The organism is Vibrio scophthalmi LMG 19158, from assembly GCF_000222585.1.
In the GTDB taxonomy this organism is placed as follows: Bacteria; Pseudomonadota; Gammaproteobacteria; order Enterobacterales; family Vibrionaceae; genus Vibrio; species Vibrio scophthalmi.
Window position 1 is genome coordinate 1 of the sequence record NZ_AFWE01000117.1, and the last position, 21,962, is coordinate 21,962.

A 21,962-nucleotide genomic window follows, 5' to 3' on the forward strand; every position below is an offset into this window, starting at 1 on the left:
AGCCATGCTCGTGAAGAGCAGTAGAAGCAATAGCTCGTAGCCCATGAGCGACCAATTTATCTTTTAACCCAAGACTACGCTTTATGGCGGCATTCGCTGTAAATAGGCTAACGTGGGTATTTGTATCTCGCTCACCGGGAAAGACATAACCACAATGTTTGTTTTGTAATCTAATTTGGTCAAGAATTTTGATCGATTGCGTTGTCAGAGGTATCCGGTGTTCTTTTCTACGTTTCATATTCTCAGCAGGAATAGTCCATACGCGATTTTCTAAATCAATATCTACCCAGCGGGTCATTGCTGCTTCTTTTGGGCGTGTCATTGTGTGCAGTTGCCACAAAATAAGCAATTTAGTTTTAATTTGTATTGTTGAACATGAATGAAGTCGTTCTAAAAAGTCAGGTAATTGCTCTGGTCGAATTGTTGGCATATGTAAGACTGTATTTTTACGAAAGACTTTAATGATCTTTGCTAATGGATTTGCGTGTATTAAACCGTGATTAACTGAATAATCCATGATTTGGTTAAGGCTTTGGCAAATTCGTTTTATCGTCGAGTATTTCCCTTCTTTTTCTAGAGGTCGTAAGACATCTATTGTTTCTAATGCCGTGATATTAGCAATGGGTATTTTGCTCATACAAGGGAAAATGTATTTTTCTAATGTCCGCCATTCACGGTATGCATGACCAGGGGAAACATTATCTTTTTTTCGTTCAAACCATTGCTCTGAAACTGAGATAAAAGTAAACGTCTGTGCTTTTTGAATCTCAAGTAATTTACTTTGTTCAAATGACTTAGGGTTGACTTTTTGAGCTAATAGTGTTCGATACTCAGTTACTTTTGAGCGAGCATTAGCTAGAGATAATTCAGGGTATGGGCCAAGGGCTATTTTCTGAATTTTGCTTGTTACAGGGTCACTGAATTTGAATTGCCATGATTTCGCCCCTGTTGGACGTACACGCAATTGCAATCCATCACCATCAGATAATGTAAACTCTTTCCCGGTTGAAGCCGCTGATTTTATCTTTCTATCTGTAAGTCGTATTACTTGGCGAGCCATGAACATTACCTCAAAACTAAGTAAAAACAGTATATATTAATTGTGAATCATGGGGTACATCCTGGGGTACTAAAACTGCTTGCTTTGGGTGTTGCTTAGTGGACGGTATTGGACTTATTTTTATTTAACTCATTGTTTTTAAATGGTTATAATGGATGCCTTTAGATTCTGTTGAATGTCATTGCTTTAGACCAGGGAACCATTGAATAGACATGAAAATAACCTTGTTTTCTGATTTTGAGCTAATTGTAAGGGGAAATAGCACAGAGTAAAGGATTGAGTCAGTAAAGATCGCGAATCTCACCTTAAATCCACAAAGCCAACGTATTTTCAATAACACGCCATATCGGAGAGTTGATTGTGCACTGTTAGCTGGTGGATCGCTCTTGTGTGACAGAGGATTGGTGTTTCATCTAACGGTGTATAGCGAGGTATGACCCAGCGGCAATCATTACGGCCCCCGCTCCTTGGTTTAATCTTTTCTGCGAATTTGGTGTTGTTAGTTTTTTCGCGACGACACTAGCGCCCAACGCGACCAGCATAATGGCAGACATTAAAGCGATAGATGAAAGCATGGAGACAAGAAAAACATCACGAGCTTGCAGCACGGTAAGGTCAATAAACGTGGGTAAAAACGAGATGTAGAAAAGAATGACCTTAGGGTTGGACGCTGAAATTAAAAATCCTTGAGTAAAGTTTGCCAAAGGCCCCGCAACTTTATCTTGCGTCGGTTCTGATAGGGCGTCTCCTTTAAGATGTTCAGGTAATGCACGGAACATCTTATAGCCAAGGTAGATCAGATAAGCCGCACCTAAATAGCGAACCAGCAAAAAAACGTTCGACCAATTGTCGGCTATTGTCGCGAGTCCAAAACAGGCCAGATTCAGATAGACAAGATCACTGGTAATGATTCCGGTCGCTAACATAAGGCATTTTCTTGGCCCATATACAATCGCTCGAGCCAAAATGGCAAAAATACCAGGCCCGGGCGTAATTCCGAATATGAACATGGCAATGAAAAATGTTATCGCAGATTCTAATGACACCGTATTACTCTATATCATGCGGAGAAAGGCAGGAAAATAGCATATAAAGTTATCCTATTCGAGCTGTATGTAGCCGCGGCAATGGACTTACCCACGGAACTTAGAGCACTAGGATAAGTGACGTTCATTAAACGATGTTTAAGATAGTTTTGAGACTTAGCCCCTTTAGTTTAACAAGTCATTAATCGTGCAATCATTTAGACTACTTGGCTGGTATTTTACTTCTTCCTAGATATTGCGAATAAGGAGAAAACATTGAGAATTATCGTTATTCTCATGTCATTAATCGTCACTTTTGGCACGCATGCCACTGAGCGCGATAAGGTCGCCAAACATTATGTTGCGGCGATAGTGAGTCATGATTTTGAACAGGTTGCAGAGTTTATCCATCCTGACGCTCTGGCAGTGTTTAAACAGAAAGTAGACAACGCACTCCAAAGTTCAAAGCAAAATTTGGTTGAGAAAGAGTTGCTTCCTTTGCTTGGTGTGGATTCTCGCCAACAGGCGGCAGAGTTAACGGCTAAACAAGCTTATATTAATTTTTCCCAAAGCCTTATGGCAAAATTCCCGAACCAAGACATAGAAATCGCGAATTCTTCAGTTGAGTACCTTGGTGAGGTCACACATGGCGACATCATCGCCGTCACCTACAAAATGACGTTTAATATTAGCGGTAAGTCGGCGTCCAATATCGTTCAACATCACTTTAAAAAGTACCAAGATAGTTGGCGCATATTACTCACGCCCGAGACGTTAGTTTATTTTGAGCAATACACATCACCCAATCGTTAATTTGGATTGGCCTTATTAAAGTAAGTGAGTTTTAGTGCTCATTACTGGTGAGAGATATTCATCATTTGTAAGCGGGGAATAGAGGCAATGTTAGTATGGATTTTTGTTGGTCTTGCAGTGTTATGCTTATGCAGCGTACTAATTTCATTGAAAATGGGATTTACTCCCACTGACCAAAGAGTCGCTAAGCAAGCATTAGGTGCGCCTATAAAATCAGACCAAGATCATTTTGGTGAGTCGCGCAGATCCTCGGCTGTGAGTCATGAGGCTTATGTGGTGGCTGCTTACGATTATTCCATGGAAAGTATTGTCTCTGCATGGCGTTCAGGTAAACCGGGGAGTGTTATTGCGGTCGTGGGATTGCTTGGGGGATTTTTCGGAATTTTCGTTTTTATAGCTTGCGCGTTATTTGCTGTTGGTACCATGCCTTTTGTTTTCGCAGGATTGATTATGATATGGATAATAATCAAAGGCTTCAAGCCGCCAATAAAGGGCTTTCTTGAGGAGAATAAGCGTCAATCGGCTAAAGCCTCAAATTCCTAGCAAGAGATTGATTGCAAAATTGCGCGTTTTTGACGCTATTTTCATCTCACATAGAAGTATTTCTGAGCATTGACTGCATTGACTCCAGTGATTGCACTGTGGCAACCCTATCTAAGCACTGTTAATGGTTGCCGCTTCGTTGGTTTTAATGTGACTAACGTTCTCAATGATACGCCTTTCATCATCACCGCCTTCTACTGCCTCTCGACGACTATCACAGTGGATAAAGCGATCTTATGGTTGACGATTTGATTTTTAGAGTGGCTTAACACATGAAGATAGAATGCTGGTTAACAATGCCCAATGTCCTTTGTTAACTCGTATGGCTTAATGTTTAATTGGTGTTATTTACTGGCTTCGTTGTTGTTCTTAGGTAATACTTTCAGTAGGTTAAAATATGAAGGCGCTGAGTCGTTTCAATAAACATGATCAAAAAACATAGACGCATATCGTTAAGGACAGTATTAGGATTAATGTTTGTCTTTTGTACTTTAGTGACAGCCAGCACAGCCATTCTGTTGCAATACCATTTTGCAAAAAAAAATGAACTAAAACACACTCTTACCCGGTATGAAACTATCGCGAATGGGGTGTCGAGTCATTTATCGAATCTTCAAAACTCAGCTGAAAATGTGACACAAAGTGGGGCGCAATTAGTCTCTCTTATCGGTATAGACTCGCCGGAAGAGAGCATCATTATTCCTTTGTCTAAATTGATTGTTAGAGAACCTAGTATCCATAGTATTTTTGTGGCTAAAGAAAACGATGATTTCTTTCAACTGATTAATCTCACTTCCAAGGAAATACGTTCGAGAGTGCAAGCGGAACCCGGCGATAAGTGGTTGCTTGTGGTGCATAGCGGTGTGAAACGAGAGCGTAGCAAGGTAAGTATTTACTACGATGAAAATTTTGTTTCACGCCACACTTCACGTGAGTTCAGCAGTTTTGTACCAACTCAGCGGAGTTGGTATGAAAATGCTGTTTATGATGAAACTTACAATACATCGCCTTATTTGTTCAATACGCTAAAGGTCTCAGGAGAAACCTTCTCAATTAAAGTGCCAGGATCAGACACTGTGGTGGGGGTAGATATCCTACTTTCTTCTTTAGAAGCACAATTGAAGAATCGATTTGTCAAGAATGATAAAACGCCACAAGCTGAAGCCTTTATTTATCAAGCGAATGGACAATTGATCGCGACGAATAAGAAGGTGGATATCGAAGAGCGGTTACCGTTGGTCTCTGCAATAAATCTTACCGATGAGCAGCGCAGGGTTGTCGAGCAGGCTCCTGAGCTTAAAGTGTCAAATCAAAACGACTGGGGGCCGGTCGACTTTGCTCTTGGCGGGCGTCCAAATGGATTTGCGATAGATTTATTCAAGATGATTTCGGAAATGACAGGCTTAAAGTTCCAGTTTGTGAATGGCCGCAGTTGGAATGAACTGGTGAGTGATTTTGACCAGGGTAATATTGACATTCTTCACTCGATTGCTGACCAAGATAATCTTAGCAGTATTGGTGTGGTAGGAAGCCCTTTATATCGCGCTAAGTTTGCTTTTTTGACGAGAAAGGAAAATCAGCACATTAATACTCTAGAGCAGGTTAAGCAGGGGCGGATTGGATTGTTGAAAGGGTGGAGCATTCAAGATGATTTGAAACAAGCTTATCCACAGATGACAATCATTAACTACGCTTCGTTGCACGATGCGATTGATGGTGTATTGAATGGCGATATTGTTGCCGTATTAGATATTCGACAAATATTGATAAACAAAATACGTGAAACGTTCCGTCAAAATCTGGTGATAACACCGCTCAAGGGCTCAAATATTGCTAACCAATTTTATTATTTAGTGAATGAGGAGCATGGTAATTTAGTCGAGATCATTAACCTTGCGATAGACACGATTACGCCAGAACAAAGAAAAGAATTGCGTGAAAAATGGTTCGAAGGAGCGGCAGATCAATCAGTTAGTACTTTTGTACCCTATGAGGAACTGCTGACCTTTACCCAAGATCCAAAATTTATCAACTCGGTGAACTTGGTATTGGTCCATGGCGTAGAGAAATATGTTTATGTTGCCAAATTAACCCATAAAGAGGGGCGCTATTTCGCGGTGGTGATTCCTAAATCCTACCTAATGGCAGGAGTCAATGAGACAGTTGTTTATGCCGTGGGAGCATCACTTCTTGTGCTAACTCTCTTAATTCCAATCGCTTGGGTGATGGCAAAACCGATTTCGACACCCATTAATGAACTAAGAAAGCAAGTCAGTTTCGTGAGAGAGCGAGAATACGATAAAGTTCAGCGTGTTCATTCTCGGATTGAAGAAATCCATCAACTTGGTTTGTCGTTGATGCGAGGTAGCCACTCACTCAAACAATTTGAACAGCAACAAAATGCTTTTTTTGAATCTGTGATTCAGCTGATTGCACGTGCAATCGATGAAAAATCGCCCTATACGGCAGGACATTGTCACCGTGTCCCCGAGATTGCTCTGATGTTAGCCGAAGAGGCGGAGAATTCGGGGCAAGGACCTTTTGAAACCTTTTTCTTCAAAAGTGATGAGGAACGACGAGAATTTAGAATCGCCGCATGGTTACATGATTGCGGTAAAATCGCTACGCCAGAGTATGTCGTCGATAAAGGTACTAAGCTCGAGACAAATTATAATCGTATCCATGAAGTACGAATGCGATTTGAAGTGCTTTGGCGAGATGCACAAATTCAGTTTTTACTCAATAAACTGCAAGAATTAGGAATAGATGAGCAGCCATCTCAGGCTCTTCAGCAGCAGTTCGTAGCACTGAAAGAAGAGTTTGAATTTATCGCAAACGCGAATGTGGGTACTGAATTCATGTCAGAACAAGATATTGAACGTCTTTATAAATTAGCAGAGAAAGAATGGGTTCGTTATTTTGATTGTGGATTAGGGCTCTCGCCCCTTGAAGAAACACGTTATCAACCACAGCCAACGCCTGCGACCGAGAAACTGCTTTCAGATCGCCCTGAACACGTTATTGAACGTGAAAGGCCGTTTGAATTATCACCAGAGTTTGGCATTAATATGAAGGTCCCGGAAAAACTCTATAATCACGGTGAATTGTATAACTTGGCAGTGCAACGCGGCACTCTATCCCCAGAAGAGCGTTTCAAAATTAATGAACACATGATTAGTGGTATAAAGATGCTGGAAAGTATTCCATTTCCGCCAGAATTAGCCCAAGTCCCTCGTTATGCGACGACCCATCATGAAGCAATGGAGGGGTTTGGTTATCCTCGTGGTTTGCAAGGTCATGAGTTATCAATTCCTGAGCGTATTCTAGCTGTGGCTGATATCTTCGAAGCGTTAACTGCGGCTGATCGTCCTTACAAAAAAGCGAAATCGCTAAGTGAGACAATCAAAATCATGTCCAATATGGCATTAGGTGGGCACATTGATAAAGACGTGTTTAAATTATTACTCTCTAGCGGAGTCTACCTACGTTATGCGAAACGCTACTTGCCAGATGAGCTAATTGATCATGTCGATATTCAGAGTTATTTAATTCAGCTGTAGTGGTTTTATGAATTTTTTATAACGTTGTCTGTTTTTATCTAACAAGCCTGTTTTATAGGTATCAATAATATTTAAAGGCTATCGTGTCTTAACGATGGCCTTTATTTTTATCTGGTTATTGCCTTGTGTGATGGATATTACCACAAATAAATAGTGGGTACTCGTTGGTGTAGTATTCGAAAAATTATTATTTTGACGAATTTTTTTGAAATTGTGTGCATAGTCAATAAAGCAGACTATATTTCGATATGTCCGATGAAAAAATAACACAGTTCAAGGCTAAAGTCGGGATGCACAAAAATAGCGGTTGGTATTATTTTATTCGGACTCTGATTCTTTTTTTTAAGGAGCCTATTCAGTTTAGGAGGTTGATGACGAACAAGAGGGTTACGTTGTCAACGTCGAGTTAAACCCCAGAAAGTAAACCTTACTTTCTGGGGGGGATAGTCAGAATTTGATAGAGGTCAGGAGTTATTAGTGTCAAGAGACTATAAATTGGTAATTATAATCATAATGACAACGATACTGGCTGTTAGCGGTGTTGTGCTCATCGAGCGTATTAATGCGGAATATAATGATAGGCAATTAAAAGAACGAAATGAGAAAATCAAGCAGCAGTTAGCTCTGCTACGTTTCGAGCTTGAATCAGCATTGATCAACGACATTTATCTTACCAGTACTCTTGGGGATATCGCGGTATTAGATTTTGATACCCGAGAGCAAACGTTGGTTAAACTTTCCAATTCGGTGATTGAAAGAAGTGATAACTTAACCAGTTTGGGGTTTGCAAAAAACGACATCATTAATTTTGTTTATCCTTACAAAGCCAACTCTAAAGCGATTGGTAAAGCTTATCGTGATATCCCTAAGCAATGGAAAAGTGTAAAGCAAGCTCGATTGTTGAAACAAATTATAGTCGCTGGACCAACTAATTTAATACAAGGTGGGCGAGCATTGATAGTACGTGTTCCTGTATTCTACGATCATCCAATTAATAATAATTACTGGGGAGTTGTTAGTGGTGTAATTAATTATGATAAGTTGTTTGGTGGGATTAAATCTATGTATTACTTTAATCAACGAAATCTAAGTATTGTAAATAATAATGATGGTGATTCTTCAACGGATTTAATTTTTGGACATGCTATTCCCACTAATGACGACTTATTACATGAAGTAGTACGGTTGCCCTATGGTTCATGGAGTATTTATTATTCAGGAAATGTGATTAATCATTTCCAGAAAAATAAGGTTCGATATATTGCATATCCATTGCTGTTTTGCTTTTTGGCGTTGTTTGTTTATACCGCCATTCTCTATATCACCAACGAGCATCGCGCTAACCATGATGCGCTAACGAGAATCCCCAATAGGCGTTATTTGGTTAAAAAATCCACAAAACTATTTAAGGAGGCGAGTAAAGATAAATCGCGCTGTACTCTGTTGATTGTCAGTATCGATGTCGATAAATTCAAATTAATCAATGATACCTACGGCCATGCAGCTGGTGATATGGTGTTAAAAGTATTAAGCCGCCGGATCCAAAGCAATATCAGAAAGTCTGATATTGTCGCTAGGATTGGAGGGGATGAATTCATCATCTTAATGCGGGTTAAAAAAGAAAAATTGCAGATTGGCGATAAATTGGATGAGTTGGTGGATTTAGTGACTAGAGAGCCAATCGTTTTTGGAGACGCTAACATTCCAGTCAGTATAAGTGCGGGTTATGCCGTTTATGATACCTCAATGCAAAACATCTATGATTTGCTAATTCAGGCCGATAAATCGATGTACGTCAAAAAGAAGGGATAATCTCGAGGTTATAGAGAGGAACGATAATAAGGTGTCAAATTATAAACGTGATGATGGAAAGTTGACACTTTTGCGTATAGGTTCATGGTTTGATATCGAATTATAATGTTAAATGTAATTTGTATAGTCAGTACAATAGGAACAACAATTGTTCAAAACGTTTAGCTACCGGGGCGTTGCAGTTCAGAAGTTAAGGAATGTCGCTATTATTCACCCTTGCATCATCTGGATAGTTAATGGAGAGAAACGACTAGCAACCAATGGCAAAATAGAGTTATTAACGTGCGGGGACGGATTGTTTTTAAGTGCGAATCGAAAAATCGTCTTTGAGAATATCCCACATAATGGCTACTTCTCTTCTAGACAGATTAGCTTTATGTCTCCGCCATGCGAAAAACACCTAAAGCAAAGCCGAGAAAACAGTCAATACAGTAGTGGTCTTGAGATCCTTCGTTTAGATGATGATCTGATTAGAATATTGGATCTCATTTATCAAGCTGAAAAAATCATAACCAGTGAGGAAGTCAGGAAGCACTGGCTCAACGGTGTTTATTCCTTGTTGGCTGAGAAGGGCATGCTACATGTATTGTTTCCCTATCATAAGGTTCAGTTCCACGAAAAAACGTATGACCTATTAGAAAGCTTGCCTCCTGAAGAGCACAACATCATTCGTGTATGCAGTCAGTTTGGCGTCAGCAAAGCCACCTTAATAAGACGTCTCAGAAAGTCGGGGACTCAATTTAAACATTTAGTGCGGCAAGTCAGAATGAATCATGCCTTATTTCTAATTCAGAGTGAAAACTTTCAATTAGAAGAGGTCGCTTTACGCTGTGGTTATCAATCGGTGAGTCGATTTGAGGCTTATTTTGAAGAGCAATTTGGGATCTCGGCTAAAGCGTATATGGCATCTTTGCAAAACATAGAGGCAGAGATTTCTACCGAACAAACCGCCGCTGATTTACTTGTCCCGGGATGAGTAACACTAGACACAATAGAAATGCAGTGAAAAATTATAATGAACTTAGAACATGCACATATTGTTTATCAATCAAAATTTAAAGCTCAAGAAATTACCGCGGTTGAGGCTCTATTGCGGATTGATGGGTGTTTAGATATCCAAGACTATGTCAAAAATTACCGCAATCCAGTCGAGTTGGATTCAAGAGTCATTGAATTGGTTCAACAAGATCTCGTGAGTCAGCAGCTGGTTATCCCTGTGGCAATTAATGTCAGTTATCACAGTCTGATTAATGATGAGTTTCAACAACAAGCGATCGATATGCTGAGTGGTTACGAGGTGACTTTGGAGCTTACCGAGCACTTCGAGATTGAGGATATTGCCGCACTGCAAGCGAGTATTGAAGCCTTTCGTGCGCATAATATTGCCATTTCATTAGACAATTTTGGGTACGATTTATCAAAAGCACATTTGCTTGAGCATTTGAAATTTAGTGAAGTGAAGATTGATAAACGTATCGTTGATGGGATTGATAGCGAGTTCTGTAGCTATAAACATTTGGCTTTTATCGCCAATAAACTGCGTCAGTTTGGCGTTTGTAATGTGGTTTACAAGGGGGTTGAGCGTCAAACGCAGATCGATTTGATCGCTTTGTTTGATCCTAATGCATTTATTCAGGGCTATTACTATTCTCACCCAATCCCTATTGCTCAATTGAGTGATTCAAACGCGTCGATTGCGCGAGAAAAGGCGCCGCTTTGCATTGGCGAAGAGAATATTGAAAAGCTCGTTTATGATATGGCGCTATCTCAGGATAAAGGCAGTATTAACGATAAGATCCAACAGCTAGATAGTATCGGTACGATATATCATGAGGATTATCGTCAAACGCTAGCGAATTTTAGTGATGTTTACTATCGCAAGAACGATATTTCCATTAATTCAATCCTGAAAATTATCGACAGTAGTTCTAATCTGGTCGTGATACGAAATGCCTCTGGTCGGGTGATTTATGATAACCAAGCCCATCAAGATTTAATGGGAATGAGTCTAGTGGGATTAAATCCTGAAGACATCACCCAAATGTTTCCGGATTATGAGCGGTGCTTGATTGATGATAAGGAACTCATTAGCTCAACGCAGTTTTTCTCGATAAAAAGAGAGTGCTTCGATAAAGAGAACTATAAGGTCATCCGACAAAAATCACGCCAAAATGATCAGTGCTTTGTGATTGTTTCGATCTATAAAGAGGAGCATGGTGGCAGTTATTCAACGGATACTTTGACTGGTTGCATGCTGCGTGATTACTTGACTCGTTCTGATATTAAAATGAAGTTCCGCGATAAAGTGATCGCATTTATCGATTTGAATGGATTTAAATTTATCAATGATAGCAAAGGGCATGAATTCGGTGATGATTGCCTTGTAGAGTTTGTTAATATATTCAAGCTGAATCTTCGTTACACACATAGTAATGATGTACTCATTCGTTATGGTGGGGATGAGTTTGTTGTGCTGTTCGATTCCTCAGATAACGAAGCCATCAACAATAAACTTGAGAATATCAACGCTAAAATCAGTCGCTACTTCGAGCATAAAGAACTTAAATTGTCATTCTCATTTGGCACTGTTTTGAATGATATTGATGACATTAAAGGTTCGATCAAAATTGCAGATGATGTGATGTACGAAAACAAAAAGCAGTTCTACAACAAAAAACAGCCAATAGAAGTGCTGTAATCCTCCTCTCATTTTCAATAGAACTATCAAGCCTCAATCCAGCAAGCAGAGCACGCTCTACTGGATTGAGGCTTTTTGATATATCAACCCCCATGCAAACATCCATATCAACGCGGGCTAATAAGCGCACCTAGTGCGGTATGAAATCAATTTAACGATTTAGCGTATCGCTGTTCACAATTATATTTAGTTCTTCAAAAACAGCGTTATTTTATCAAATTGTTATTGCCTGTTCACAATGTTAAATCTTGATGTGAAATGTAATTGGTTTTCAATCTGACTTTGATTGTTTCCATTAGCGCTCCAATGCTCACACGGTCTTAAATGGGGTTTTTCTTAACTCATTGTTTTTAAGTTTTATTTTTCTTTCTTGTTTTTCTGCTAACAGTAAGGCATCACAAAAAACAAGGCTTTAGAAAAGCAGTGAAATTTATATTGATAGCTTGAATGTTAAATTTGTCTAAGATGTGGGGCACTACAAAGGTTATCGAATTTACACCAGAGAGTCTGACTCTTTAGGCGTAAGTCATTAACGAAAATAACTATATGCCCTAGAGACTTCGAGGTGGTTATTGTGCCTTGGAGCTACTCGGTGACAACTGGAACAAAACAATGCTGAATCTGATTATTTCCACTATCCCGATCATCCTCTTGATCTGGATGATGACGAAGAAAAATGCCCTGCCATCCCATATTGCATTGCCACTCACGGCTCTACTGATTGGATTCATACAACTGTTTTATTTTGGCGCAGACACCACCCATCTTCTCGCCAATATCATTGCCGGCTCCCTTTCTGCGATTACTCCTATTTCTATTATTGCCGGCGCTATCTTATTAAATAGAACCATTGCGATTACCGGCGCTGAAACCGTTATCCGTCATTGGCTGGAAAGTATCAGTCGCAATCAAGTCGCGCAGTTAATGATCATTGGTTGGGCCTTTGCCTTTATGATTGAAGGTGCGTCAGGCTTTGGTACGCCAGCGGCCATTGCGGCGCCAATCCTGGTTGGATTAGGCTTTCCGGCATTGCGGGTTGCAATGTTGGCGTTAGTGATGAACTCCGTGCCTGTTTCGTTTGGTGCGGTAGGTACGCCGACATGGTTTGGTTTTGCTGGACTAGGCTTAGATGAAGCCGCCTTACTCAATATCGGTCAGTACTCTGCCATTTTGCATACCGTCGCGGCCTTTGTGATCCCGGTGATCGCTCTGAGTTTTGTTGTGGATTGGCACGCCATCAAACGTAACTTCGTTTTCATTCAATTGAGCATTCTTGCGTGTACCATTCCTTATGTGCTGTTTGCCCAATGGAACTATGAGTTTCCGGCGCTGGTGGGTGGGGCGATTGGCCTTGCGATTTCCACCGTATTAGCTCGTTACAATGTCGGTATGGAAAAACGTATCGAGAGTGACAATCAGCAAACGGTGGCGGTGTCATTTGGGCAAGTGTTCAAAGCGATGAGCCCAACCTTGTTGTTGATTGTAATTTTGATTGTGACCCGTATTCAACAGCTAGGGATCAAAGCGCTGCTTACTGATGGCACACCATTGCTGAGTGTGCAGCTTGGTGGGTTAGGCGAATTCAGCTTAAGTCACGCCTTGATCATTAAGTTTGCTCATATTCTCGGGACGAATGCGGCATGGTCGTACAAAACGCTATATGTACCCGCATTAATCCCATTCTTGCTGGTGGTGTTCGTTTCTATTTTTATTTTCAGCATGTCTCGTTCACAGGTAAAACAAGTCTTCAGTGAAACGGGCAGCCGCATCAAAATTCCATTCATCGCGCTGGTTGGCGCGCTGATCATGGTCAAATTTATGATGATGGGCGGTGACCACTCACCAATTATGACCACTGGACGCGCTTTTTCTGAGCTCACTGGTACCAATTGGCAGTTCTTTGCTTCTTATCTTGGTGCGCTGGGAGCGTTCTTCTCCGGCTCTGCGACGGTTTCTAACCTCACTTTTGGTGGCATTCAACAAAGCATCGCACTCAATGTTGGTTTACCTGAACACTTGATTCTGGCGCTGCAATCGGTTGGTGGGGCAATGGGAAACATGGTCTGCATCAACAACATTATTGCGGTATCGACCATTCTCGGCATTGCTAACCAAGAAGGTTACATCATCAAGCGCACGGTGCTGCCAATGCTGTTGTACGGCGCCATTGTAGGCGTTGTGAGCCTAGCGCTTTAGTCATTCATTAAATCTGCCTAGCTTCACGCCAAATTTTATAAAGGAAGCTAGGCTTTACTCATATAAAAAAGATAAATTCCTTAATCGGAGCAATGTTATGAAGGTCAATTTCTTTGTTACCTGTATCTGCGATACGGTGAAATCGGAAGTCGCGAAAAAAACAGTCTTGTTACTAGAAGAGCTTGGTTGTGAAATTCTCTTTCCCAAAAAACAAGGGTGCTGTGGTCAGCCCTCGTTAAACAGCGGCTATATTGAGCAAAGCAAACCCGCGATGAAGAATTTGATTGAAGCATTCGAAGGTAATGATTATCCCATCGTCACGCCTGCTGGGTCTTGCGCTGCGGCTATTAAGAAGTATCCAGAGTATCTAGTTGATGAGCCTGAGTGGGCGCTGCGTGCACAAAAGGTAGCGGATCGTTTGTACGAATTGACCCAATTTATCGTCAATCAGTTGGGAGTAACCCATGTGGGCGCGCGCTTACAAGGTCGCGCGGTTTACCACCCATCTTGCAGCTTAATTCGCAAACTTGGTGTACGTGAAGAGCCTCTCGCGCTGCTTGCTGCGGTGGAAGGATTGGAAATGGTGCCAATCAAAAACCAAGAAACTTGCTGCGGTTTTGGTGGCACATTCTCTGTCAAAATGGCTGAGATTTCAGGTGAAATGGTTAAAGAGAAAGTGCAGCATATTAGCGACGCAGAGCCAGATTTTCTTATCGGCGCCGACAGCAGCTGTTTGATTAACATTGGCGGTCGCGTTTCTCGTGAAGGTAAACCTGTTAAAGTCATGCACATCGTCGATGTGTTGCTAAGCCGATAGGAGAAGCGATTATGTCGATGAAAACCAGCAACGAGAGTTTTAAACAACGTATCGATGTGCATATGAAAGACGACTTTATGTTGAAGTCAGTCGCCAATGCCCAAGAGCGTATGTTCGCTAATCGCCAAATTGCCGCAGATAAGCTCGGTCATTGGGAAGAGTGGCGTGAAATGGGCATGGATATCCGTAATCACGTATTAGAAAACCTCGATTATTATCTTCACCAATTGAGTGAGAAAGTGCTCGATAATGGCGGCCACGTCTTTTTCGCTAAAACGGCTCAAGATGCAACAGACTATATTGAAGGCATTCTCAAGGCGAAAAAGGCCAAGAAAGTGGTCAAATCCAAATCGATGGTGACGGAAGAGATTGGGCTTAATCAGATGATTTTGCGCAACGATTGTGAAGTGATTGAAACCGATTTAGGTGAATACATTTTGCAAGTGGACGATTGCGATCCACCTTCTCACATCGTGGTGCCAGCACTGCACAAAAATCGCACTCAGATCCGAGATATATTCAAAGATAAGCTCAACTATCAAGGCAGTAATGATCCTGAAGAGATGACGCGTTTTGTACGTAATCACATTCGTCATGATTTTTTAGAGGCGGATATTGGTATTACGGGCTGTAACTTTGCCGTTGCCGAGTCTGGCACGATCGCCCTTGTGACTAACGAAGGTAACGCGCGAATGGCGACCAGTCTGCCTAAAACACATATCGCCGTGATGGGGATGGAGCGCATGGTGCCAACCTTTGAAGAGTTGGATATCGTCATCAGTCTTCTTTGTCGCAGTGCTGTGGGTTTACCGTTAACTGGCTACGTGACGGCATTAACCGGTCCACGAGAGGATGATCAATGTGATGGGCCAGAAGAGTTCCACTTAGTGATTGTCGACAACGGGCGCTCAGAGATCTTAGGCTCAGAATTTCGCGATATTTTGCGCTGTGTGCGCTGCGCAGCATGTGTGAATACCTGCCCAGCTTACCGTCATATCGGTGGGCAATCCTACGGTTCGATCTACTCCGGCCCGATTGGAGCGGTATTGTCGCCACTGCTTGGCGGCTATGATGATTTTAAAGAACTGCCGTATGCCTGCAGTTTGTGTAAAGCCTGTCATGATGTTTGCCCAGTGAAGATCCCGTTGTCGGATTTACTGCTGAAGCACCGTCAAAAAATGGCTGAACAGGGCATCACGCCATTGAGCGAACGTGCGGTGGTGAAGGGCTTTACTGTGCTTAATGCTACGCCATTGGTATGGAATGTCGGCGTAAAAGTGGGCGCAGTGATGGGCGGTATGCTGATCAAAAATGGCAAAATGCCGTTCAATATGGGCGCGATTGGCAAATGGTCACAAACGCGTGACTTACCTCAGCCAGACGGAGAATCCTTCCGTAGTTGGTTTGAATCAAGAGCGAAGAAGTAGGAGCTACCATGAATAATATCAACGATAGAGAGCAGCGCTTACACAATCGCAATGCGTTCCTTAGCAACATTGCCAGCCAACTGGGGCGAGATAAACCGCTTGAACAGGTAGTACGTCCTGCATTGCGCCACACGTGCCACCATGAAGTGATGGCGGATCTAACCCAAGATGAACTGAAAGAAGTGCTAGTGGGGTATACCGAAACCTCATTAGGTGCCCATGCCGTGATCACCACTAAAGCGCAGCTCGAAGCGACCTTAAAACAGGTTTGTCTGGATTACTGTAAAGATGACAAGGGTGAAATCATTCGCGGCGAAACGATACTTTCCGCCTCACCAGCACTGCTGGAGTGGGTTTCACCACAGGCATTAGCCACACCAGAGCATACGGTGCATGTCTGGGATGTGACAGCGGGGTTTGAGGCGAATATTGCCATCGCAGAGCGAGCAAAAGTGGGCATCGTTCTGGCTGAGCAAGCTTTGGCTGAGTCTGGCACCATGGTGCTCTATAGCCAAGCTAAGCAAGGCCGCGCAGTGAGTTTATTACCGGAAGCATCGGTGTTTGTGGTGGCAAAGAGTACTCTTGCTCCACGTTTGACTCAAGCAACGGCATTGCTTCATCAAAAAGCGAGCCGTGGCGAGCGGATTCCGTCGTGCGTCAACTTCATCTCTGGCCCAAGCTCCACCGCTGATATCGAGTTGATCAAAGTCGTCGGGGTTCACGGCCCTGTCTTTGCTACTTATGTCGTAGTCGATGATATGTGAGTTAAAGTGTTGAGCGATGTTGGTTAACTATTTTGGTTAACTAGGTTGTTTAGAAACGGTCGCTCAACGAATGAAAATGCTCTTTGGAACAGGGCGCCAGGGCACACTCTTCGGGGTGTGCCTTTTTTAACGGCGAGATGATAGGACAAAGGGTATAATCGATAAAAAGTGATCGTGACCCATTCCATTATTGATTAGCCGTAGAGAGCAGGGTATGCCGCAAATAGATGATCTGGTTTTATTTACACAAGTGGTCGAACATGGTTCATTTAGCCAAGTGGCTCAGGCCAACCATATCACCAAATCGATGGTGAGTAAGCGGGTGAGTAAACTGGAGACAGAGCTCGGTACCCAATTGCTGTATCGCACCACACGTAAGCTTACCCTCACAGAGGCGGGCGAAGTGCTGTACTACCGCTCGAAAGATATCAATGCCACGGCAAAAGCGGCGTTTGATGCGGTGACTGGCTATAACGAAAACCTCTCCGGCCATATACGCATGTCAGTACCGACTATTTCAGGAGAGTTACTGTTAGCGGAAGCCATCTCAGACTTTTGTCAGCAAAATCCCGGTTTAAGCGTGGATATGGCGATGGACAACAACTTTGTGGATTTGGTTGCCGACAATTATGATCTGGTGATCCGTACCGGCTACCTGGAAGATTCGAGTTTGATTGCTCGTTTTATCTTTAATTCCCACTGGGCGATTTGTGCTTCGCCTGACTATTTAGCCAAGCAGGGGACTCCCCAGCTACCGACCGACTTACGCAAGCATAACTGCTTCGGCTATACCCATGAAAGTGGCGGAACCTTTGATTGGCAATTTAAAAACAACAGCGACGTTTATACCGTTAAGGTTAATGGCAACTTTTCTTCCAATAACGCCGCTGGCTTGCGCAAGTCAGTGCTCGCCGGCAATGGCATCGCCTATCTGCCAATGTGTTTGATCTACGACGATATTCAACAAGGGGATTTGGTCGAAGTGCTTGCGCCTCACAGCGCCAAAGTAGTGGGGGTGTATGCGGTTTATCCCTATACCAAAAAGCCCGCCAAACGAATCCAGGTATTGATTGAACATCTTCGCCAGCGTTATCTTGCCATGCAAGAACGCTTCTAATTGTCTTGTTGCGACGACAATTGAACAAAGATAAAAAAAGCCCCTGAACGCGTTCAGGGGCTTTTGATTTTCAGTGAGTAAATCAACACGGCGGTTAATTTTCTCAGTGCATTTTATTTAGTAAAGAATGCGCGCTTTAAGCCAAGCTCTAGGCCACGAACTTCAGCAAGACCTTTCAAACGACCAATGGCAGAGTAACCAGGGTTGGTCTTCTTCTTCAGGTCATCCAGCATTTGGTGACCGTGGTCAGGACGCATTGGGATCTTACGTAGATCGCCAGCTTCTTCACGACGCTGCTCTTCTTCAAGAATCGCCATTACTACGCCGTACATGTCCACGTCGCCTTCTAGGTGCGCCGCTTCATGGAAGCTCATTTGGTTCTCTTCACGTTGCGTTGAACGCAGGTGAGTGAAGTAAACGCGATCGCCGTGCTTTTTGATCATGTTCACTAGGTCATTGTCACCACGAACGCCGTAAGAACCAGTACACATAGTGATACCGTTGTTCGAACTAGGCACTTTTTCGGTCAACCAATCGATATCTTCGATGGTTGAAACGATGCGTGGAAGGCCTAGGATAGGGCGCGGTGGATCGTCCGGGTGAACCGCCATCTTAATGTTTTCTTCGTCACACACGGTCATGATTTCCGCTAGGAAGTACGCCATATGCTCACGTAGTTTGTCTTTAGTAATACCCGCGTAGCGATCAAGTTGAGCTTGGAATGCTTCTAGGGTGTAACCTTCTTCAGCACCAGGAAGACCGGCGATGATGTTCGCAGTCAGCTGCTTGATTTGTTCTTCAGACATGTTGTTGAAGTACTCAAGCGCTTGTGCTTGTTCCACTTCAGTGTAATCAGCGTTTGCGTTAGGGCGCTTTAGAATGTGCAATTCAAACGCAGCAAATGCGATTTGGTCAAAGCGAAGTGCTTTTGAACCATCTGCCATTTCGTACTCAAGGTCAGTACGGGTCCAATCAAGGACAGGCATGAAGTTATAACAAACGGTGTCGATACCACATTGCGCTAGGTTACGCAGTGTTTGTTTGTAGTTGTCGATCCAAAGTTGGAAGTCACCCGTTTGAGTTTTGATTTCTTCGTGCACAGGCACACTTTCCACAACCGACCAAGTTAGGCCTTTTGCTTCAATGATTGCTTTACGTGCAAGGATTTCTTCTTTTGACCACACTTCACCATTTTTAATATGGTGTAGAGCATTTACGATGCCTGTTGCGCCTGCTTGACGAATATCGTCGAGAGAAACTAGATCGTTCGGACCGTACCAACGCCACGTTTGTTCCATGACAAATCACCTTTTAATAGGCAGACTTAACCCGCTCAAGAAAATTGAGAGTATTAAGTTGCGAATAACAAATATAAATAACGACTTATTTAGTTTATTTTTTTACTGCTCACGCAGCTTTTTATAGAAGGCGAGGGTTACTCGCCTCCAAATAAGACGACCGGGTTAGAGCTAAAGAGGTAGCCATCAAAATCCGGATCGTCAATATCTGACAGTTCGAGAAGTCGTTGTTTCACATTTTCAAGGTGTTGCCACATAGCGCTTTTTGCCGTGACCGGATCTTTACGCTGCATTGCAGCTAAAATCCGCGCATGATCTTCCATCCATTCCTGGCGGTAATCATGGCCACTAATACGTGAGTGAAGCTTTTGCCACATAGGACTTTGCTCGCGACGTTCCCAAGAGTTTTTCAGCATATCGACTAACACAGAGTTGTGGGTCGCTTCTGCAATACTCATGTGGAACTGTTCGTCACCGATGCAATGTTCACTTTGTGCCGCAAGTTCTTGGCGCTCTAATTTGAGCGCCGCACGCATTTTGGCAATATCTCCCGGCGTTACTTGTAATGCTGCAAATTCTGCAATATTACTCTCAAGTAACTGACGCGCCTGTAACATTTCAAAAGGTCCCGCATCATCAGTGATGATACGTTCACGATGGGGTGATTGGTTTGGAATATTAATCACATATACCCCAGAGCCTTTTTTCACTTCAACAAGATTTTCCAGCTCAAGCATAATGATTGCTTCTCGCACTACAGTACGGCTGACATCAAGTCTTTCCGCAATATCGCGCTCAGGCGGGAGACGATCGCCCACGTTATAGTGGCCATCACTCAATTCTTGTCGTAAAACCAAACCCAGTTCTTGGTAAGGACGTTTGGGTTCAAAAGGCATCATGATGATATTGTCGCTTCTTTCCATTACTATTCACACCATCATAACTAACCAGAATAATTGGTCAACCTATCTCAATAGTTATGTGGCAATACCTTAACTTCTCTAATAAAACGATTGACTAATTTACTTAACTGATTGAATACGCTCGATCAAAGCGAACAGCTCAGGGTTATTTTTCTTAACGTCGTCGTACATTGGTTGAACCGCAGTTACGAATGATGCTTTATCAACGTTAACGAATTTCACGCCAATTTCTTCTGCTTTAACGCGCTCTTCTTTTTCAGATTCAGCCCAAAGTGTTTTCATCAGCTGCATAGAGTTTAGTGCTGCTGTTTTAACTGCTTTTTGGTGCTCTTCAGATAGACCATCAAAAGCGTCAGTAGAAATTACCAATACGTCAGGAACCATTGTGTGCTCGTCTAGAGAGAAGTATTTAGATACTTCACTGTGACGGCTCATGCCGTATGAAGGGATGTTGTTTTCTGCTGCGTCTACAACGCCTTGTTGTAGTGCTGTGTATAGTTCACCGTACGCTAGAGGTGTTGGGTTGCCGCCTAGTGCTTCAACCATAGCGATCGCTGATGGGCTTGGCTGTACGCGTACTTTAAGACCTTTTAGATCTTCAGGCGTGTTGATTGGCTTATTGGTGTAGAAGCTACGTGCGCCTGCATCGTAGTAAGTTAGACCAATGAAGCCACTGTCGCGTGATGATTCAAGGATCTCTTCACCAATTTGGCCTTCTTGCGTTGCATAGAAGTGTGCTTGATCACGGAAAAGGTAAGGCATGTTAAATGCAGAGTAGGCCGGAGCAAACGCTTCTAGTTCAGCTGCATTGGTTTTTACCATGTGCAGCGCGCCATTTTGCATCAGTTCCATTGACTCACGTTGAGAGCCAAGCTGTGCATCTGGGTAAATACGAATACGCACTTCGCCATCAGTGGTTTTACCCACTTCTTTCGCCATTGCGTCCATCGCTTTGTGTACCGCGTGGTCACGAGTGTGGTTGTGGCTCAGTTTTAGAGTAGTTGCTGCAAAAGCTTGCGCACTCACACCAAATGTTAGTGCTGCACCGATCACTGCAGTCAGTAGACTCTTACGTGTTTTCATTATTATTTCTCCGTGAGATGGAATCCGTTAATTTTGTAGGGATAACAAGTTTCGGAGCCAATCTTGCGACCAATTTACGTCATCGTCAAAGCAAAAAACACAATTGGTTGAGCAATATCACACTTACTGTCAAAGAATTGGTCAACCAATTCAAGTGTGAAGTAGGTCACGGACGATGTGCTAGTAGTGAATATAATGCCCGCAGAAAAAGAAATGTTATTGAGTGAAGGATATGAGCGTGAGTTTGTATTGGTTGACCGGTAACGATAATTTGCTCGTCATATGACATGACAGCGATGTTAAGGAAACAATAATGAAAAAATTGGTCGAATACATCAATAAAGGCTTGGCAGGGTTTACTGTCTCGCTTTCAACTTTCCTCGTACTGTGTGTAGTTTGGCAGGTGTTGTCTCGCTACATTATTGGTCGCCCAAGTACCGTAACGGATGAACTAGCTCGCTATTTGTTTATGTGGGTTGCCCTTGTAGGTGCAGCTTACACCACTGGTCAAAAACGTCACCTTGCTATCGACCTATTAACTATGAAGTTAAAAGGTAAACGCAAAATCATTAACGAACTGATTATCCAAATCGCGATTGCGGTCTTTGCTTTGGTTGTATTGGTGTACGGCGGTTCGAACCTTGCGATTAAAACGCTAGCAACTGGTCAGCTAACTCCAGCTCTAGGTTGGGAAATGGGTTACATCTACTTCTGTCTTCCAATCAGTGGCGCATTGATGATTTTCTACTCAGTGGTTTATGCCATCGAAAAAATCCAACAACTTATTTCTGGTGATGTGGCTCTAAGCGACGCACAACAAAACTAA

The 21,962-nt window shown here is 42.7% G+C and carries 18 protein-coding genes; 13 read left to right on the forward strand and 5 right to left on the reverse strand.

The window, feature by feature from the left end; all coding sequences use genetic code 11:
* Together RH88_RS09840 and RH88_RS09845 are read right to left on the reverse strand one after the other, a co-directional pair.
* The coding region (locus tag RH88_RS09840; protein WP_005595443.1) for a phage integrase central domain-containing protein at positions 1 to 1,060 on the reverse strand (1,060 nt) is incomplete at its 3' end.
* A 413-nt stretch (positions 1,061 to 1,473) separates the two neighbouring features.
* Positions 1,474 to 2,106: a LysE family translocator gene (locus RH88_RS09845; RefSeq protein ID WP_005595445.1), complete on the reverse strand. Its 633-nt coding sequence runs from the start codon at positions 2,104 to 2,106 to the stop codon at positions 1,474 to 1,476.
* Positions 2,107 to 2,361: 255 nt separating this feature from the next.
* On the opposite strand from RH88_RS09845, the gene RH88_RS09850 reads away from it, so the two are divergent.
* The 12 genes from RH88_RS09850 to RH88_RS09900 all read left to right on the forward strand — a co-directional run bounded on the left by RH88_RS09850 (position 2,362) and on the right by RH88_RS09900 (position 17,832).
* Complete coding sequence (locus tag RH88_RS09850) at positions 2,362 to 2,898, forward strand: hypothetical protein (protein ID WP_005595446.1); 537 nt, start codon at positions 2,362 to 2,364, stop codon at positions 2,896 to 2,898.
* A gap of 87 nt (positions 2,899 to 2,985) precedes the next feature.
* On the forward strand, positions 2,986 to 3,441 hold the full coding sequence (locus RH88_RS09855; RefSeq protein ID WP_005595447.1) for a hypothetical protein: 456 nt from the start codon (positions 2,986 to 2,988) through the stop codon (positions 3,439 to 3,441).
* Positions 3,442 to 3,510: 69 nt separating this feature from the next.
* Complete coding sequence (locus RH88_RS23415; protein ID WP_138944280.1) at positions 3,511 to 3,693, forward strand: hypothetical protein; 183 nt, start codon at positions 3,511 to 3,513, stop codon at positions 3,691 to 3,693.
* A gap of 221 nt (positions 3,694 to 3,914) precedes the next feature.
* Entirely contained in the window at positions 3,915 to 7,001 is a 3,087-nt protein-coding gene (locus RH88_RS09860) for an HD domain-containing phosphohydrolase (protein WP_005595448.1), read from the forward strand.
* Positions 7,002 to 7,478: 477 nt separating this feature from the next.
* Positions 7,479 to 8,813, forward strand: coding sequence for a diguanylate cyclase (locus RH88_RS09865; RefSeq protein ID WP_005595449.1), 1,335 nt, complete (start codon positions 7,479 to 7,481; stop codon positions 8,811 to 8,813).
* A 148-nt stretch (positions 8,814 to 8,961) separates the two neighbouring features.
* Positions 8,962 to 9,789 carry a helix-turn-helix transcriptional regulator gene (locus tag RH88_RS09870; RefSeq protein ID WP_005595450.1) on the forward strand — a complete coding sequence of 276 codons (828 nt, stop codon included), beginning with the start codon at positions 8,962 to 8,964 and terminating at the stop codon, positions 9,787 to 9,789.
* Between the two features lie 39 nt (positions 9,790 to 9,828).
* Positions 9,829 to 11,511: a GGDEF domain-containing protein gene (locus RH88_RS09875; RefSeq protein ID WP_005595451.1), complete on the forward strand. Its 1,683-nt coding sequence runs from the start codon at positions 9,829 to 9,831 to the stop codon at positions 11,509 to 11,511.
* A 612-nt stretch (positions 11,512 to 12,123) separates the two neighbouring features.
* Complete coding sequence (locus RH88_RS09880) at positions 12,124 to 13,707, forward strand: L-lactate permease (RefSeq protein WP_005595452.1); 1,584 nt, start codon at positions 12,124 to 12,126, stop codon at positions 13,705 to 13,707.
* A gap of 97 nt (positions 13,708 to 13,804) precedes the next feature.
* Entirely contained in the window at positions 13,805 to 14,524 is a 720-nt protein-coding gene (locus RH88_RS09885; protein ID WP_005595454.1) for a (Fe-S)-binding protein, read from the forward strand.
* An 11-nt stretch (positions 14,525 to 14,535) separates the two neighbouring features.
* Positions 14,536 to 15,951 carry a LutB/LldF family L-lactate oxidation iron-sulfur protein gene (locus RH88_RS09890; RefSeq protein WP_005595456.1) on the forward strand — a complete coding sequence of 472 codons (1,416 nt, stop codon included), beginning with the start codon at positions 14,536 to 14,538 and terminating at the stop codon, positions 15,949 to 15,951.
* A gap of 8 nt (positions 15,952 to 15,959) precedes the next feature.
* Positions 15,960 to 16,715 (forward strand): LutC/YkgG family protein, encoded by a 756-nt coding sequence (locus RH88_RS09895; protein WP_005595457.1) that lies wholly within the window; start codon positions 15,960 to 15,962, stop codon positions 16,713 to 16,715.
* 214 nt (positions 16,716 to 16,929) lie between these two features.
* Positions 16,930 to 17,832, forward strand: coding sequence for a LysR family transcriptional regulator (locus RH88_RS09900; RefSeq protein ID WP_005595458.1), 903 nt, complete (start codon positions 16,930 to 16,932; stop codon positions 17,830 to 17,832).
* 113 nt (positions 17,833 to 17,945) lie between these two features.
* On the opposite strand, the gene uxuA is transcribed toward RH88_RS09900, so the two are convergent.
* The 3 genes from uxuA to RH88_RS09915 all read right to left on the reverse strand — a co-directional run bounded on the left by uxuA (position 17,946) and on the right by RH88_RS09915 (position 21,136).
* Positions 17,946 to 19,130, reverse strand: coding sequence for a mannonate dehydratase (gene uxuA / locus RH88_RS09905; RefSeq protein WP_005595460.1), 1,185 nt, complete (start codon positions 19,128 to 19,130; stop codon positions 17,946 to 17,948).
* Positions 19,131 to 19,267: 137 nt separating this feature from the next.
* Entirely contained in the window at positions 19,268 to 20,053 is a 786-nt protein-coding gene (locus tag RH88_RS09910) for an FCD domain-containing protein (protein ID WP_005595461.1), read from the reverse strand.
* Between the two features lie 99 nt (positions 20,054 to 20,152).
* The gene (locus tag RH88_RS09915; RefSeq protein WP_005595462.1) at positions 20,153 to 21,136 is read right to left on the reverse strand and encodes a TRAP transporter substrate-binding protein; all 984 of its coding nucleotides are present in this window, start codon (positions 21,134 to 21,136) and stop codon (positions 20,153 to 20,155) included.
* A gap of 313 nt (positions 21,137 to 21,449) precedes the next feature.
* Between RH88_RS09915 and RH88_RS09920 the strand changes: the two genes are divergently transcribed.
* Positions 21,450 to 21,962, forward strand: a complete 513-nt coding sequence (locus RH88_RS09920) for a TRAP transporter small permease (protein ID WP_005595463.1) — start codon at positions 21,450 to 21,452, stop codon at positions 21,960 to 21,962.

Bases quoted from the DNA above. Each gene is read 5' to 3' on its own strand.
- RH88_RS09920 (WP_005595463.1), top strand. From the start codon at position 21,450: ATGAAAAAATTGGTCGAATACATCAATAAAGGCTTGGCAGGGTTTACT.
- RH88_RS09915 (WP_005595462.1), bottom strand. From the start codon at position 21,136: ATGAAAACACGTAAGAGTCTACTGACTGCAGTGATCGGTGCAGCACTA.
- uxuA (WP_005595460.1), bottom strand. From the start codon at position 19,130: ATGGAACAAACGTGGCGTTGGTACGGTCCGAACGATCTAGTTTCTCTC.
- RH88_RS09900 (WP_005595458.1), top strand. From the start codon at position 16,930: ATGCCGCAAATAGATGATCTGGTTTTATTTACACAAGTGGTCGAACAT.
- RH88_RS09895 (WP_005595457.1), top strand. From the start codon at position 15,960: ATGAATAATATCAACGATAGAGAGCAGCGCTTACACAATCGCAATGCG.
- RH88_RS09885 (WP_005595454.1), top strand. From the start codon at position 13,805: ATGAAGGTCAATTTCTTTGTTACCTGTATCTGCGATACGGTGAAATCG.
- RH88_RS09875 (WP_005595451.1), top strand. From the start codon at position 9,829: ATGAACTTAGAACATGCACATATTGTTTATCAATCAAAATTTAAAGCT.
- RH88_RS09855 (WP_005595447.1), top strand. From the start codon at position 2,986: ATGTTAGTATGGATTTTTGTTGGTCTTGCAGTGTTATGCTTATGCAGC.
- RH88_RS09890 (WP_005595456.1), top strand. From the start codon at position 14,536: ATGTCGATGAAAACCAGCAACGAGAGTTTTAAACAACGTATCGATGTG.
- RH88_RS09910 (WP_005595461.1), bottom strand. From the start codon at position 20,053: ATGGAAAGAAGCGACAATATCATCATGATGCCTTTTGAACCCAAACGT.
- RH88_RS09860 (WP_005595448.1), top strand. From the start codon at position 3,915: ATGTTTGTCTTTTGTACTTTAGTGACAGCCAGCACAGCCATTCTGTTG.
- RH88_RS09880 (WP_005595452.1), top strand. From the start codon at position 12,124: ATGCTGAATCTGATTATTTCCACTATCCCGATCATCCTCTTGATCTGG.